The organism is Bacillus sp. AR8-1, from assembly GCF_008042345.1.
Classification (GTDB): Bacteria; Bacillota; Bacilli; order Bacillales; family Bacillaceae_G; genus Bacillus_A; species Bacillus_A cereus.
Genome location: NZ_QNUB01000006.1, coordinates 79,619 through 94,100 on the forward strand (window position 1 = coordinate 79,619; position 14,482 = coordinate 94,100).

Below are 14,482 nucleotides of genomic sequence, written 5' to 3' on the forward strand. Positions count from 1 at the left end.
TTGTGAAAAGAATATATCTCTAAAGTATTAAGTAAAGTAATAACTGTATATGTATACGTTATCGCTTAGTTTTTTACATTGTTACATTATTGTCAAATAATAAATGATTACTGTTTATTTTGAAGAAGTATAATAAAAATTGAGTGAAAGATAATGGAATGTCACGAAACCCCTAATAGAATCAATGTTTTATATATTTACACTATTCTAAATATATAAACTTTATAAAAATGATATGTTAGCGTTTTCATAACTTTTAAGTTATGCTAGAATAAGGACATAAGTTATTAATTATTACAAAAAGAAAAAAGAATCTCTTTTTTCTGTTAATTATAAGGGGGCATTTCATTATGCGTATTGGGGTACCAGCAGAAATTAAAAACAACGAAAACCGTGTGGCAATGACACCAGCAGGTGTTGTACATTTAATTCGTAACAATCACGAAGTATTCATTCAAAAGGGTGCAGGTTTAGGATCTGGTTTCACAGACGCTCAGTATGTTGAAGCGGGAGCAAAAATTGTTGATACAGCTGAAGAAGCTTGGAACATGGAAATGGTTATGAAAGTTAAAGAACCAATTGAAAGCGAATACAAACACTTCAGTGAAGGCTTAATCTTATTCACATACTTACACTTAGCTCCAGAGCCAGAATTAACAAAAGCGTTAATTGAGAAGAAAGTTGTTGCGATTGCATACGAAACAGTACAATTAGAAAACCGTTCTCTACCATTACTTGCACCTATGAGTGAAGTAGCTGGTCGTATGGCTGCACAAATTGGTGCGCAATTCCTTGAGAAAAACAAAGGCGGTAAAGGTATCTTACTTGCAGGTGTTCCAGGAGTTAAACGTGGTAAAGTAACAATCATCGGTGGTGGACAAGCTGGTACAAATGCTGCTAAAATTGCAGTTGGACTAGGTGCGGATGTAACAATCATCGACTTAAGTGCAGAACGTCTTCGTCAATTAGATGACATTTTCGGAAACCAAGTAAAAACTTTAATGTCTAATCCTTACAATATTGCAGAAGCTGTAAAAGAGTCTGATCTTGTAATCGGTGCAGTATTAATCCCAGGTGCAAAAGCTCCAAAACTTGTAACAGAAGAAATGATTAAATCAATGGAACCAGGTTCTGTTGTTGTAGATATCGCGATTGACCAAGGTGGTATTTTCGAAACAACTGACCGTATTACAACTCATGATAACCCAACTTACGAAAAACACGGCGTTGTTCATTATGCAGTTGCAAACATGCCAGGTGCGGTTCCACGTACATCAACTCTTGCATTAACAAACGTAACAGTACCATATGCAGTACAAATTGCGAACAAAGGCTACAAAGAAGCTTGCCTAGGCAACTCTGCATTACTAAAAGGTATTAACACATTAGATGGCTATGTAACATTTGAAGCAGTTGCAGAAGCTCACGGTGTAGAGTACAAAGGTGCTAAAGAATTATTAGAAGCAGAAACAGTATCTTGCTAATAGAAGCATTATACAAAACAAAATCGAACAATATATAATACAACATGATAAGAGCTAAGAGATAATACCTCTTAGCTCTTCTTAGTAAAAGGGGGCATACATCGTGGCCAACCTATTTAAAAAGAAATCCGTTACGCAATTGTTAGGGGAAAGTAAAAGTAAAACTTTGACGAAAACGCTAGGGGCATTTGACCTAACAATGCTAGGGATTGGTGCGATAATTGGTACAGGAGTTCTAGTATTAACTGGATTAGTAGCAGCAAGAGATGCTGGTCCAGCAGTTATTTTTTCATTTATGATTGCAGCAATTGTTTGTGGATTTGCAGCATTATGTTATGCAGAAGTTGCATCTACACTTCCTGTTTCAGGTAGTGTGTACACATATTCGTATGCAACAATTGGTGAGTTTGTTGCTCATTTAATGGGATGGACATTACTATCCGTATATGTCGTAACGACTGCCGCAGTAGCTGGCGGATGGACTGGTTATTTCAATAATTTAGTGAGTGGACTGGGACTTGAAATTCCGAAAGCGTTGCTAACAATTCCAGCGCAAGGTGGTATGGTAAACTTACCAGCAGTTATCGTTACGTTAGTGATAACTTGGTTATTATCACGAGGTACGAAAGAAAGTAAGCGTGTGAATAACATAATGGTATTAATTAAAATTGGTATTGTTGTTTTATTCATTGCAGTTGGTGTATTCTACGTGAAACCAGAAAACTGGATACCATTTGCACCTTACGGTTTAAGTGGAGTGTTCGCAGGGGGAGCAGCAGTATTCTTTGCTTTCTTAGGATTTGATGCATTAGCAACTTCTGCTGAAGAAGTAAAAAATCCGCAACGTGATCTACCAATTGGTATTATTGCTTCGTTAGTTATTTGTACAATCATTTATGTTGTAGTTTGTCTCGTTATGACGGGTATGGTTTCTTATAAAGAGCTAGATGTACCGGAAGCGATGGCATATGTGTTAGAGGTTGTAGGACAAGATAAAGTGGCTGGTGTAATTGCTATTGGAGCTGTAATCGGTATTATGGCTGTAATTTTCGCTTACATTTATGCGACAACACGTGTATTCTTCGCAATGAGTCGTGACGGTTTATTACCAAAATCTTTTGCGAAAATTAACAAGAAGACTGAAGCGCCAACATTTTCAGTTTGGTTAACAGGAATTGGTAGTGCTTTAATTGCTGGATTTATCGATTTAAAAGAATTGTCGAATTTAGCGAATATTGGAGCGTTATTAACATTCGCCATGGTTGGTGTAACTGTTATCATTCTTCGTAAAACGCATCCGAAATTACAACGTGGATTTATGGTACCACTTGTACCGATCTTACCGATTATTTCAATTGCATGTTGTCTATTCTTAATGGTAAATTTACCGTTAACAACATGGATATACTTTGGTATTTGGTTAGCGATTGGAGTAGTTGTATACTTTGTTTATTCGAAAAAGCATAGTCATTTAAAAGACGATGGAAGTTCGCAGGATAATTTAGATCAAGCTAATTAAAGGGATATAAACACAGTAAGCCTTGTGCGTCTAGGGAGCGCGCAAGGCTTTTTCTTTTGTTGAAATAAAGGGAACATATATTACTTTGTTGAATTTTTATGTCGGAATATGAAAAAAGGGTGTGCGAATTGTACATCCTTTTTTGTATGAGAATATAGAGGATGCGGAAAATATGTATATGCCTTACTAAAATGTGAACGAAATGTTCATAAAAAAAATTCAGATTTCATTGACACATATGAGTAGGCGCTCATATAATAAGAGTATAAGATATATGAATGATTGTTCATATGTTCAATTAAAGAGGTGAGCTATAATGGCTGGAAATAAAGTAGAAACACCACAAGAGACATGTTCTCAAACGATAATTCATGAAGAAGTTGTTGAGCAAGTAAAACAAACAATTCCAACTGATGAAAGTTTAAGTAAAGTAGCAGAACTATTTAAAGTATTAGGTGACCGTACACGTACGAGAATATTACATGCGCTATTTGAAGCTGAAATGTGCGTTTGTGATTTAGCTTATTTATTAGGAATGACACAATCATCTATTTCGCATCAGCTTCGTGTGTTAAAGCAAGCGAAACTTGTGAAGAATCGTAAAGAAGGAAAGGTTGTTTATTATTCGTTAGCTGACCAGCACGTAATTCATATCTTCGAGCAAGCGTTTGAACACGTAAACGAAGAAGAATAAAAAGAACGCGAGGAGGGAGAACGATGGCTGAAGCGTTAGTGAAAAAGAAACTGATGTTAGAAGGTTTAGATTGTGCGAATTGTGCAATGAAAATTGAAAAAGGTGTTAGGAATATAGAAGGAGTAAATTCTTGCTCTGTAAACTTCGCAACAAAGACAATGATCTTAGAAACAGCACAAAATAAAGAAAACGAAGTTGTTACGGAAGCAAAACAACTCGTTACAAAATTAGAACCGCATATTAAAGTGCAAGAAGAACAAAAAAATAAAATTGCTAAAGAAGTATTTATATTAGAAGGTTTAGATTGCGCGAACTGTGCAATGAAAATTGAAAATAAAGTGAAGGAAATGCCAGCTGTCTCAGAAGCAACTGTTGATTTCGTATCGAAGAAACTACGAGTAGAAGTTGCGAATAAAAGAGAACTAGAAGCAACTGTAGCAAATATAACAAATGTCGTTCAAAAGTTAGAGCCAGATGTGAAAGTTGTTCGTGAAGAGAAGAACGGTCATGACCACGGACATAGTCACGATCATGGTGAAGCAAACGTGAAAAAGATGGTAGGGAGATTAGTGGTCGGCGGAATTTTGACAGCAATTGCTGCATTAGCGGGCTTACCACAAATGGTAACAATTCCGTTATTCGTCCTTGCTTATTTATTAATAGGTGGAGATATCGTTTGGAGAGCGGTAAGAAACATAACTCGTGGCCAAGTATTTGATGAAAACTTCTTAATGGCAATTGCAACTGTAGGAGCCTTTGCAATTCAGCAATATTCAGAAGCTGTAGCAGTAATGCTATTTTATCAAGTAGGAGAACTATTCCAAAGCATTGCGGTAAACCGCTCTCGAAAATCAATTACTTCATTAATGGATATTCGTCCTGATTATGCGAATGTAAAGATTGGGAATGAAACGAAACAAGTATCACCAGAAGATGTACAAATTGGCGATTATATTATCGTTAAGCCAGGTGAGAAAGTACCATTAGACGGAAAAGTAATTGAAGGAACATCAATGGTAGATACTTCAGCATTAACTGGTGAATCTGTACCACGTGAAGTTGAAGTTGGAAATGATGTATTAAGTGGCTTTGTGAACCAAAACGGTGTATTAACAATTGAAGTTACAAAAGAGTTTGGTGAATCAACTGTATCGAAAATTTTAGATTTAGTTCAAAATGCAAGCAGTAAAAAAGCACCAACAGAAAACTTTATTACGAAGTTTGCGCGTTACTACACTCCAGTTGTAGTTATTACAGCGGCGATCATGGCGTTTATTCCACCGCTTATTTTAGAAGGGGCTACATTCTCTGAGTGGATTTATAGAGCTTTAGTGTTCTTAGTAATCTCTTGTCCATGTGCGTTAGTTGTATCCATTCCTCTTGGATTCTTTGGAGGTATCGGTGGTGCATCTAAAAGTGGTGTGTTAGTAAAAGGTAGTAACTATTTAGAAGCTTTAAATGATGTAAAATATATTGTTTTTGACAAAACAGGAACATTAACAAAAGGTGTTTTCAAAGTTACAAAAATGGAACCGAGCGAAGGTACTACAAGCGAAGAGTTATTAGAGTATGCGGCATTTGCTGAAGTGTATTCTAACCATCCAATTGCCCAATCTATTCGAAAGGCATATGGAAAATCAATTGATGAAAAAATAATCGATGATTATAACGAAATTTCTGGTCACGGTACAGTCGTAAAAGTACAAGGAAAAGAAATTTTTGCAGGTAATGCAAAATTAATGAGAAAAGAAAATATTGAATTTAAACAACCAGAAACAGTAGGTACATTAGTTCACGTTGCTGTAGATGGAAAATATGCAGGTTATATTGTTATTTCTGATGAGGTAAAAGAGGATTCGAAACAAGCGATTCAAAAGTTAAAAGAACTAGGTATTAAAAAGACAGTAATGTTAACTGGTGATGCAAAAACAGTTGGTGAAGCTGTCGGTAAAGAATTAGGCTTAGATGAAGTTCATGCGGAATTACTACCGCAACAAAAAGTAGAAGAGATTGAAAAAATTGATGCAGCGAAGCATGGAAAAGAAAAAATTGCCTTCGTTGGTGACGGTATTAACGATACACCAGTATTAGCCCGTGCAGACGTTGGTATTGCGATGGGTGGTTTAGGATCAGATGCAGCAATTGAAGCGGCAGACATCGTTATTATGACTGATGAGCCTTCAAAAATTGCGACAGCTGTAAAAATTGCAAAACGCACAAGAAGTATAGTGTGGCAAAATATCATCTTTGCTTTAGGTGTAAAAGGGATCGTTCTATTACTTGGTGCCTTTGGTATTGCAACAATGTGGGAAGCTGTTTTCTCAGATGTTGGTGTGACACTACTTGCAGTGTTAAATGCAATGCGTGTATTACGAGTGAAAGATTTATAAAAAAGAGGACGCAACCTGCGTCCTCTTTTTTATTGGTTATTTTGTTGAAATTGATTTAATAAAATAATATAATATTAAAATTTACAAATAAAAAACATTCGTCGTATTATTTTAATATATTTTTTACAAATATCCATATAGTATTGAAAAAACAGAGAAGGAGAAACTTCTCTGTTTACTTTTGTATGTTTTTTTCAACTTGTTCTCGAACAGTTTGAATGTAATTCATTTTATGATCCCAACATTCTTGGCTTAAATCGACAGGATACTCTTCGGGATTTAAAGTTCGCATGTATTCTTCCCAAAATAGAGCGAGACTCTGTTCATTATATTGTTGAATATCTAATATACTTGGTAGTTCATATGTTCTTTCACCGTTAACGAAAATGTCTTTATGGAGTTCACGGGCTTCAAAGTTTGTTACGAATTTACTTATATATGTGTGAACTGGATGGAACATTTTTAAGCGCTCTTCTTTTCCAGGTTCTTCAGAATCTAACGCAATATAATCGCCTTCTGCATGATCGTTAACCCGATTGATAATACGATAAATTCGTTTCAGTCCTGGAGTGGTAATTTTTTCAGGATTAGATGAAATTTTAATCGTATCATTTAATTTTCCGTCAGTATCTTCAATTGCAACTAGTTTGTAAACAGCCCCTAATGCAGGTTGCTCAAAGGACGTAATTAATTTTGTCCCAACACCCCATACGTCAATTTTTGCCCCTTGAGATTTAAGGTGCATAATTGTGTATTCATCTAAATCGCTAGAAGCGATAATTTTTGTATTTGTAAACCCTGATTCATCTAGTAGTTTTCGTGCCTTTTTCGATAAATAAGCCATATCACCACTATCAAGACGTATACCATAGAAATCAATACGATCCCCAAATTCTTTTGCAACACGAATTGCATTTGGAACACCAGATTTCAATGTGTCATATGTATCAACGAGAAAGACGCACTTCTTATGAGTTTCAGCGTATTTCTTAAACGCAACGTATTCATCGCGATATGCTTGAACGAAAGAGTGAGCGTGTGTGCCAGCTACAGGGATCCCGAAGCGTTTCCCAGCACGAACGTTGCTTGTAGAGGAGAAACCACCAATAAAGGCAGCGCGTGTCCCCCAAAGGGCGGCATCGAACTCATGGGCACGTCTTGTGCCGAACTCTAAAAGCTCATCATTACTTGCAGCATGTTTCATACGAGCAGCTTTTGTTGCAATTAATGTTTGGTAATTCACAATATTTAAGAGGGCGGTTTCAATAATTTGTGCTTCACCCAGTGGTGCATCAACACGTAATAAAGGCTCGTTATTAAATACAACTTCACCTTCTTGCATACTGCGAATCGTCCCAGTGAATTTCATATTTTGTAAATAATGAAGGAATTCTTCTTCAAATTTTAATTCTGCTAAATAAGCGATATCGCTTTCAGTAAAACTGAAATTTTCTATGTACTCTACAATTTTCTCAAGGCCAGCAAAAACAGCGTAGCCGTTCTCAAATGGAAGCTTTCGAAAATATAAATCAAAAACAGAACGGCGATTATGAATACCATCTTTCCAATATGTATAAGCCATGTTGATTTGATATAGGTCTGTATGTAAGGCATAACTATCGTCTTTATAATGAGTCATCGCGAGAACACCTCCATAATTTGGTTATAGTATACCAATTTTTCACCATTCGTAGCAAAGAAGAGATATTGAAGTGAAGTCAAGAGAGAAAAAAATGAAATTATGCATATTTTTTAGAAAATTTATATTTATCAATTTATATTTCTCCAGATTTTATGTATTATTAGAGTAATGGGGTAATGAGAATGGAGGAGGACAATGCAACAAACATTAGAAAAAATAGGCAAACAAGTCTTTTACAAACGGCTTCAGCAAAAAATGACACAAGAAGAATTATGTCAGGGCATTTGTTCTGTCTCATACTTAAGTAAGATCGAAAATGGAAAGATCGAAGCATCAGAAGAAATTCTACAATTGCTCTGCGCAAGACTAGAAATTGCTGTGACGGATTTGAGAGATGTAGAAGAAGATGTGAAGGGGAAGCTAGATGAATGGTTAAATGCACTAGTTCATTTAGACAAGCAACAAGTAGAACGTATATATGAAGAGTTGCAAGGTGAAATGAAGCATGTGTTGGATTTTGAAATTATAAATTATTATAAACTGCTGTATACACGTTATTTAATTATGAAAAGGGATATTTCTGCACTCGAAGAAGAATTAGATAAGTTGAAGAAGGTATATAAAAAATATTCTCCATTTCAGAAGTTGTTATATATGTATAGTAGAGGATTATTGTGCTGTTTACAGTATAGATGGAAGGATGGGCTAGATTACTTATTAAAAACAGAAGTAATGGCCAAAGAACAAGGGTATCATGAAACAGGTTTGTATTATAATATAGCGCTTGCATATACTCATTTAGATATTCATCATCTTGCAATTCATTTTGTAAATATGGCATTAGAAGGATTTCGTAGTGAATATAAGTTTAGAAACATAATTAATTGCCAAATCCTTATTGCGGTAAGTTATACAGAAAAAGGTCAGTATGAAGAAGCTTTAAAAATGTATGAGAGTATATTGAGAGAGGCCACATCTTTTGCTGATAAGGATGTACTATTAGCTATTACTTTAAGTAATATGGGAAGTATCTATTATAAAAAAGGCAAATATCAGCAAGCGAAAAAATATTATTTAGATAGTCTACAACTTCAAAAACAAATAGATTTAAACTATTTAGATACAATATACGAAATGGCATTAGTATGCATTAAATTAGAAGAATTGGAAGAGGCAAGGACATTAATTGATAAGGGAATTGATGCAGCAAAACAGGAAGAGAGATTTAATGCAAAATTATATTTGCTTTTAATGCTTAGATATAAATATTTTGAAGAAGCAAAAGATTATAAAGCATTTTTGGAAAATGAGGCTATCCCGTTGTATAAATCTGCAGGAAATAAAATAGAATTAAAGAAAGTATACGTTGAACTAGCAGAACATTTTTCCAGTTTATCGAGATTTGAAGAAAGTAATCGATATTATAGGTTAGTTATTGATTTAATGAATGATAATAAGGAGGAATAAACATGAAAAAGATGGTATTTGGAGTATTGGCGTTTATATTGACTCTTACAGTTGCTGGAGGAATACATCAATATAGCAGTAAACCTGATATTGTTGGTCAACAAGCTAAAACTGTTGAACAAGTTAATTTATAATCTCCACCCTTTCCAATCGGAAAGGGTTTTTTCAATATTTGTTCCTCAAAATTCTACAAAACTTGAGAAAATAATTATTTGAATTTTTAGTATATTAATAGTGGAAACATAATGCTAATATGAAACTACTCTTTTTCAAAAAAATTTTTTATTAGGGGGAAGGTTCATGAAAAAGAAAAGTTTAGCGTTAGTGTTAGCGACAGGAATGGCAGTTACAACGTTTGGAGGGACAGGCTCTGCATTTGCGGATTCTAAAAATGTACTCTCTACGAAGAAGTACAATGAGACAGTACAGTCACCTGAGTTTATTTCTGGTGATCTAACTGGAGCGACTGGTAAGAAAGCAGAATCTGTTGTGTTTGATTACTTAAACGCAGCAAAAGGTGATTACAAGCTAGGGGAAAAGAGTGCGCAAGATTCTTTCAAAGTGAAACAAGTGAAGAAAGATGCTGTAACTGATTCAACAGTAGTACGTATGCAACAAGTTTACGAAGGAGTACCTGTATGGGGTTCTACTCAAGTAGCTCACGTAAGTAAAGACGGTTCTTTAAAAGTATTGTCTGGAACAGTTGCACCTGATTTAGACAAAAAGGAAAAGTTAAAAAATAAAAATAAGATTGAAGGCGCAAAAGCAATTGAAATCGCGCAGCAAGATTTAGGGGTAACACCGAAATATGAGGTAGAACCAAAAGCGGACTTATATGTATATCAAAATGGTGAAGAAACAACATATGCATATGTTGTAAATCTAAATTTCTTAGATCCAAGTCCAGGAAACTACTACTATTTCATTGAAGCAGACAGCGGTAAAGTATTAAATAAATATAATAAATTGGATCATGTAGCAAATGAAGATAAATCACCAATTAAGCAAGAGGCTCCTAAACAGGATGCGAAAGCAGTAGTAAAACCTGTAACAGGAACAAATAAAGTAGGAACTGGTAAAGGTGTATTAGGAGATACGAAATCACTCAATACAACATTATCTGGCTCATCTTACTACTTACAAGATAATACGCGCGGAGCAACGATTTTCACATATGATGCGAAAAATCGTACTACATTGCCAGGAACTTTATGGGTAGATGCAGATAATGTTTTCAATGCAGCGTATGATGCAGCGGCAGTAGATGCTCATTACTATGCAGGTAAAACATATGATTATTATAAAGCTACATTTAATAGAAACTCTATTAATGATGCAGGGGCACCGTTAAAATCAACAGTTCATTACGGAAGTAAGTATAATAATGCATTCTGGAACGGCTCACAAATGGTATACGGAGATGGAGATGGTGTAACATTCACTTCATTATCTGGTGGAATTGACGTAATTGGTCACGAATTAACGCATGCTGTTACGGAAAATAGCTCGGACTTAATTTATCAAAATGAATCAGGAGCGTTAAATGAAGCGATTTCTGATATCTTTGGTACTTTAGTAGAATTCTATGATAACCGTAACCCAGATTGGGAGATTGGTGAAGATATTTACACGCCTGGTAAAGCGGGAGATGCGCTTCGCTCTATGAGTGATCCAGCGAAATATGGTGACCCAGACCATTATTCTAAGCGTTACACTGGTACTAGTGATAACGGTGGGGTTCATACAAACAGTGGTATCATTAATAAACAAGCTTATTTATTAGCAAATGGTGGTACGCATTCGGGTGTAACTGTAACGGGCATTGGTAAAGATAAGTTAGGTGCAATTTATTACCGTGCAAACACACAATATTTCACGCAATCTACTACATTTAGCCAAGCTCGTGCTGGTGCAGTACAAGCTGCAGCTGATTTATATGGTGCGACTTCTGCGGAAGTAGCGGCAGTTAAGCAATCGTTTAGTGCTGTTGGTATTAACTAAGGATTTAAAGGATAGCTATTAATAAAATACCTCAAAAATAAAGAAGGAGCATAGGCTCCTTCTTTATTTTTTTCTCCATTTTTTCCACAAATAATATAATCCGATACAACCTGCGATTGTCACAATCCACTTCGCTTCATTTGTTCCGTTCATGACTTGGTATGCCGAATATACTTCAATCAATAATGCCGGTATTTTACCTATTGTACTGGCAATACTGAAGGAGAGTAATGACATTTTCCCTAGAGCTGCAAATAAAGTCACGATACTTGATGGGATGAAAGGTATCAATCGAAACGATAGAACGAGTAGAAAGGCCTCTCTACCTTGTACATAAAGAAGACGCTCTACCTTTGGGTACTTATTTACTTTATCGTGAGTGAACTTTTGAAGGCCTATGCGGTAAATATAAAACGAGATAATAGCCCCTAAGGCCTCACCTGCGATTGAAATGATTGTGCCATTTGTTACACCGAAGAGCTGTATATTAATGGCGGTTAAAAAGATGCTAGGAATAACGCCTAAAAGACTAATGATGATGTTAATTAAGATACTAAGTGGAATTGCGATTGAATAGTATTCTGTTAAGAAATTTTGAATCGTTTCAGCCATTGTTTAAAATCCTTTATCTTTTTTTGCATTACACCATATTTCGTTTGTATAGGCAAGGGTAAATTTACATAATGTAGAAAAACGTTGATAAGAAGGGGTCTTTATACCTTATGTGGGTATTGGGTATATAAAAACAGGGGTATTTTAAAATGTTTTGAAAAACACTATAAAAACCTTTGTATAAAAGAGTTTTATAGTTATATTATCACTGTTTTTATATGGGAAATAATCATAAAATATAGGGGGTATATATTATAAAAGTCGAAAAATAGAGGATTGATGAAATTGCGCGGGTAAATATGGAAAAATAGATGAAAAAAATGAAAACTGATAGATTTTTTCGTTGTGAAATTGACTTTTAGTGAAGTTGCGATAATAATCATGAAAGAGGTGATATGATGAAACGAATAAGTAGTCTTTTCTTGAGTGGTTTATTGGCACTAATGCTGATCTTAAGTGGATGTGCAGGAAAAGAACAAAAAACAGAGAAACAAACAGGGAATCAATCGACATCAGTAGAAAAAATTAGTGATAATATTTTAGATGAAATGGAAGGGCCACCTAAAAATGGTCATACGATTGAAAGACATGTAGGCAAATCAGAAGAAGATTTGAAGAATCGCTTGAAGACAGATAAAGTATCAGCAGCAAGTACATACTATGACAAGGAAACAGCAACGAAAGCTGTAAAAGATAGTTTGAAGCAGCATGATAAGGAAATTCAAGACTGGTTAAAAAATTCTAAAGAGGCTCGTCTCGTATTAAATACAACACATTCATTCCCGGTTGGAAAAACGGTAATAAAGAAAAATATGAGTGTAAAAGACAAGTTGGTAAAAACTGTTACTGTTTTAGCAAGAGATAAGTCAGGAGAATTAGGGTTTAAGATTATTACTTCTTATCCATCTGATAAATAAGAAGGGGGAGTACATTATGTATACGACATTACAATACTTTCTTAAATCGTACTGTACGTTAAGTATTCATGAGGATGAAATAGTAAGCGTGATGGAAGAGTTTATTGAACAAGAAGACGAAGAAATCGTTTTGAAATTACGTGATGAATTAATAAATATGAAGAAAAAGAACGTGTGGGAAGAGGCGTGTGTATTAGCTGCGAAGGAAGGGAATCGTATGTGGTCTTTAGAAGAAACGAAAGACCATCTTGAAACTTTTTTACTATTACTGCAAAAGAAAAAGGCGTGATTAAATCACGCCTTTTTCTTTATGCTATTCGGTTGATATTATCTATTCTTTTGGAGCGCTTTTATATACGCTTTTTGAAATTTGTCCATTTGATATTACTGCCCCGTTTTGTGTTACTTTTTTATACGTAACCGCTGTGATTTTATCACTAGTCCTACTAATTACTTGGGAAGAAACTTCAACATTTTTACCAGTATTTGTACCGAAAATGCGTGTAGTAATACTACCTCCATTTGAAAATGCTTGAATATAAATATGATTGCCCGTATTATTTTTAAATTTTAAATCTGGACCATAATCTGCTACTGCTGCATCTTGCCCAAGTGGTAAATAATTTACCGGCATAGAATGATTGCTTCGAGAAACAATGCCTAAATCTGCCCTTAAAGCTGCGCTGTATAAAGTACTACTGACTTGGCAAACTCCTCCGCCTGCACTTTGTATTACTTTACCTTGTGAATATACTGCTGCAGATTTATAACCATGTGCAGCATCAGTTACGCCAACGCGGCCATTAAAACTAAATGTTTCATCAGGTGCGACAATAACCCCACTTAAAGTATTGGCTGACTTATTTACGTTAAATGATTGATTTCCGTTACGGCCGGCCATTGGAGTAGAATATTCAGCGATGACTTCTTTAATACCCATTTTCTGTATGTCTTCTGTAGAACGTTCTGGTTTTATAAATGTAACTGGCAATGTAACATCTGATTTACCAGTAGTAATAGCTTCGTTTGTTAAATCGTTTAGTTTCCCTTTATCAATTTTTTCTCCGTTTTGGCTTTGACTAACATTTACTGTTGAGCCTTCAATACTCAATTCTGCATTAACAGGATTTTTTAATGTTTCATTATATTTATCTTTTATAAAGGTTTCATAAGCTGTTGCATTTAATTGTGGTGTTAATTTATAGTCACGTTTTAATTCACCGTTTTCAGCTTGCTTACGCATTTTGTAACGATTCATTACGTTTCCTTCTTGTTCTTTGAAGATTTTGTCAATAATATCTTTCTCTTTATAATTTATCCCTAAATCTTTCCATGTGTAAGTTTGTTTATCGTTTTGGAATATGTAGGTAAGGGATTTTTGATCTAACTCAGTTACCTTTTGATTAATAATTGCTTGAATATCTTTCCTATTTTTTCCTTCGAGAGAAATACCTTCAAATGTAGTATTTGGTAATGCAGTAGTATTTAATTGATTATTTAATTTGGATACATATTGATATCCCCCAACACCGCCTACACAAAGTAATATGCCCCCAGCAATTGCAGAACCAATCAGTATTTTACTTAGCTTCATTTATTTCCCCCCAGAAATTTATGTATAAATATATGTATTACATTTTTTGTATAAAAATGATGAAAATAACATTATGTACGTACTAGTATACTATTATTTTCACTGTGTGTGTAATGTTTTCATAAAAAATGTTACATAGCTGTAATAATTGTCACTTCTTGT

At 34.8% G+C, this 14,482-nt stretch carries 12 protein-coding genes; 9 read left to right on the forward strand and 3 right to left on the reverse strand.

The window, feature by feature from the left end; translation table 11 throughout:
• The first annotated feature begins 350 nt into the window (after positions 1–350).
• The 4 genes from ald to DN400_RS03210 all read left to right on the forward strand — a co-directional run bounded on the left by ald (position 351) and on the right by DN400_RS03210 (position 6,087).
• Complete coding sequence (gene ald / locus DN400_RS03195) at positions 351–1,484, forward strand: alanine dehydrogenase (protein ID WP_001219741.1); 1,134 nt, start codon at positions 351–353, stop codon at positions 1,482–1,484.
• Between the two features lie 103 nt (positions 1,485–1,587).
• On the forward strand, positions 1,588–3,003 hold the full coding sequence (locus tag DN400_RS03200; RefSeq protein ID WP_001284896.1) for an amino acid permease: 1,416 nt from the start codon (positions 1,588–1,590) through the stop codon (positions 3,001–3,003).
• 316 nt (positions 3,004–3,319) lie between these two features.
• On the forward strand, positions 3,320–3,697 hold the full coding sequence (locus DN400_RS03205) for an ArsR/SmtB family transcription factor (RefSeq protein WP_000918378.1): 378 nt from the start codon (positions 3,320–3,322) through the stop codon (positions 3,695–3,697).
• A gap of 23 nt (positions 3,698–3,720) precedes the next feature.
• Entirely contained in the window at positions 3,721–6,087 is a 2,367-nt protein-coding gene (locus DN400_RS03210; protein ID WP_098255465.1) for a heavy metal translocating P-type ATPase, read from the forward strand.
• Between the two features lie 175 nt (positions 6,088–6,262).
• Here the strand turns inward: DN400_RS03210 and DN400_RS03215 are convergent, their stop codons facing one another.
• On the reverse strand, positions 6,263–7,726 hold the full coding sequence (locus DN400_RS03215; protein WP_000150177.1) for a nicotinate phosphoribosyltransferase: 1,464 nt from the start codon (positions 7,724–7,726) through the stop codon (positions 6,263–6,265).
• Positions 7,727–7,924: 198 nt separating this feature from the next.
• Between DN400_RS03215 and DN400_RS03220 the strand changes: the two genes are divergently transcribed.
• The 3 genes from DN400_RS03220 to DN400_RS03230 all read left to right on the forward strand — a co-directional run bounded on the left by DN400_RS03220 (position 7,925) and on the right by DN400_RS03230 (position 11,197).
• Entirely contained in the window at positions 7,925–9,196 is a 1,272-nt protein-coding gene (locus DN400_RS03220; protein ID WP_001187938.1) for a helix-turn-helix transcriptional regulator, read from the forward strand.
• A gap of 2 nt (positions 9,197–9,198) precedes the next feature.
• The gene (nprX, locus tag DN400_RS03225) at positions 9,199–9,330 is read left to right on the forward strand and encodes a quorum-signaling peptide NprX (RefSeq protein ID WP_000738910.1); all 132 of its coding nucleotides are present in this window, start codon (positions 9,199–9,201) and stop codon (positions 9,328–9,330) included.
• A 166-nt stretch (positions 9,331–9,496) separates the two neighbouring features.
• Positions 9,497–11,197 (forward strand): M4 family metallopeptidase, encoded by a 1,701-nt coding sequence (locus DN400_RS03230; RefSeq protein WP_000730376.1) that lies wholly within the window; start codon positions 9,497–9,499, stop codon positions 11,195–11,197.
• A gap of 63 nt (positions 11,198–11,260) precedes the next feature.
• Here the strand turns inward: DN400_RS03230 and DN400_RS03235 are convergent, their stop codons facing one another.
• A complete protein-coding gene (locus DN400_RS03235; protein ID WP_000852231.1) occupies positions 11,261–11,809 on the reverse strand; it encodes a TVP38/TMEM64 family protein in 549 nt (182 codons plus the stop codon).
• A 398-nt stretch (positions 11,810–12,207) separates the two neighbouring features.
• On the opposite strand from DN400_RS03235, the gene DN400_RS03240 reads away from it, so the two are divergent.
• Both DN400_RS03240 and DN400_RS03245 read left to right on the forward strand, forming a co-directional pair.
• Entirely contained in the window at positions 12,208–12,726 is a 519-nt protein-coding gene (locus DN400_RS03240) for an RNase A-like domain-containing lipoprotein (RefSeq protein ID WP_000822706.1), read from the forward strand.
• A 16-nt stretch (positions 12,727–12,742) separates the two neighbouring features.
• A complete protein-coding gene (locus tag DN400_RS03245) occupies positions 12,743–13,015 on the forward strand; it encodes a hypothetical protein (protein ID WP_000288806.1) in 273 nt (90 codons plus the stop codon).
• A gap of 42 nt (positions 13,016–13,057) precedes the next feature.
• Here the strand turns inward: DN400_RS03245 and DN400_RS03250 are convergent, their stop codons facing one another.
• Complete coding sequence (locus tag DN400_RS03250; protein WP_000777371.1) at positions 13,058–14,320, reverse strand: VanW family protein; 1,263 nt, start codon at positions 14,318–14,320, stop codon at positions 13,058–13,060.
• Positions 14,321–14,482 lie beyond the last annotated feature (162 nt).

What these genes read in the sequence shown, in the direction of transcription:
- ald (WP_001219741.1), top strand. Translation starts at nt 351, where the DNA reads ATGCGTATTGGGGTACCAGCAGAAATTAAAAACAACGAAAACCGTGTG.
- DN400_RS03205 (WP_000918378.1), top strand. Translation starts at nt 3,320, where the DNA reads ATGGCTGGAAATAAAGTAGAAACACCACAAGAGACATGTTCTCAAACG.
- DN400_RS03210 (WP_098255465.1), top strand. Translation starts at nt 3,721, where the DNA reads ATGGCTGAAGCGTTAGTGAAAAAGAAACTGATGTTAGAAGGTTTAGAT.
- DN400_RS03215 (WP_000150177.1), bottom strand. Translation starts at nt 7,726, where the DNA reads ATGACTCATTATAAAGACGATAGTTATGCCTTACATACAGACCTATAT.
- DN400_RS03220 (WP_001187938.1), top strand. Translation starts at nt 7,925, where the DNA reads ATGCAACAAACATTAGAAAAAATAGGCAAACAAGTCTTTTACAAACGG.
- nprX (WP_000738910.1), top strand. Translation starts at nt 9,199, where the DNA reads ATGAAAAAGATGGTATTTGGAGTATTGGCGTTTATATTGACTCTTACA.
- DN400_RS03230 (WP_000730376.1), top strand. Translation starts at nt 9,497, where the DNA reads ATGAAAAAGAAAAGTTTAGCGTTAGTGTTAGCGACAGGAATGGCAGTT.
- DN400_RS03235 (WP_000852231.1), bottom strand. Translation starts at nt 11,809, where the DNA reads ATGGCTGAAACGATTCAAAATTTCTTAACAGAATACTATTCAATCGCA.
- DN400_RS03240 (WP_000822706.1), top strand. Translation starts at nt 12,208, where the DNA reads ATGAAACGAATAAGTAGTCTTTTCTTGAGTGGTTTATTGGCACTAATG.
- DN400_RS03245 (WP_000288806.1), top strand. Translation starts at nt 12,743, where the DNA reads ATGTATACGACATTACAATACTTTCTTAAATCGTACTGTACGTTAAGT.
- DN400_RS03250 (WP_000777371.1), bottom strand. Translation starts at nt 14,320, where the DNA reads ATGAAGCTAAGTAAAATACTGATTGGTTCTGCAATTGCTGGGGGCATA.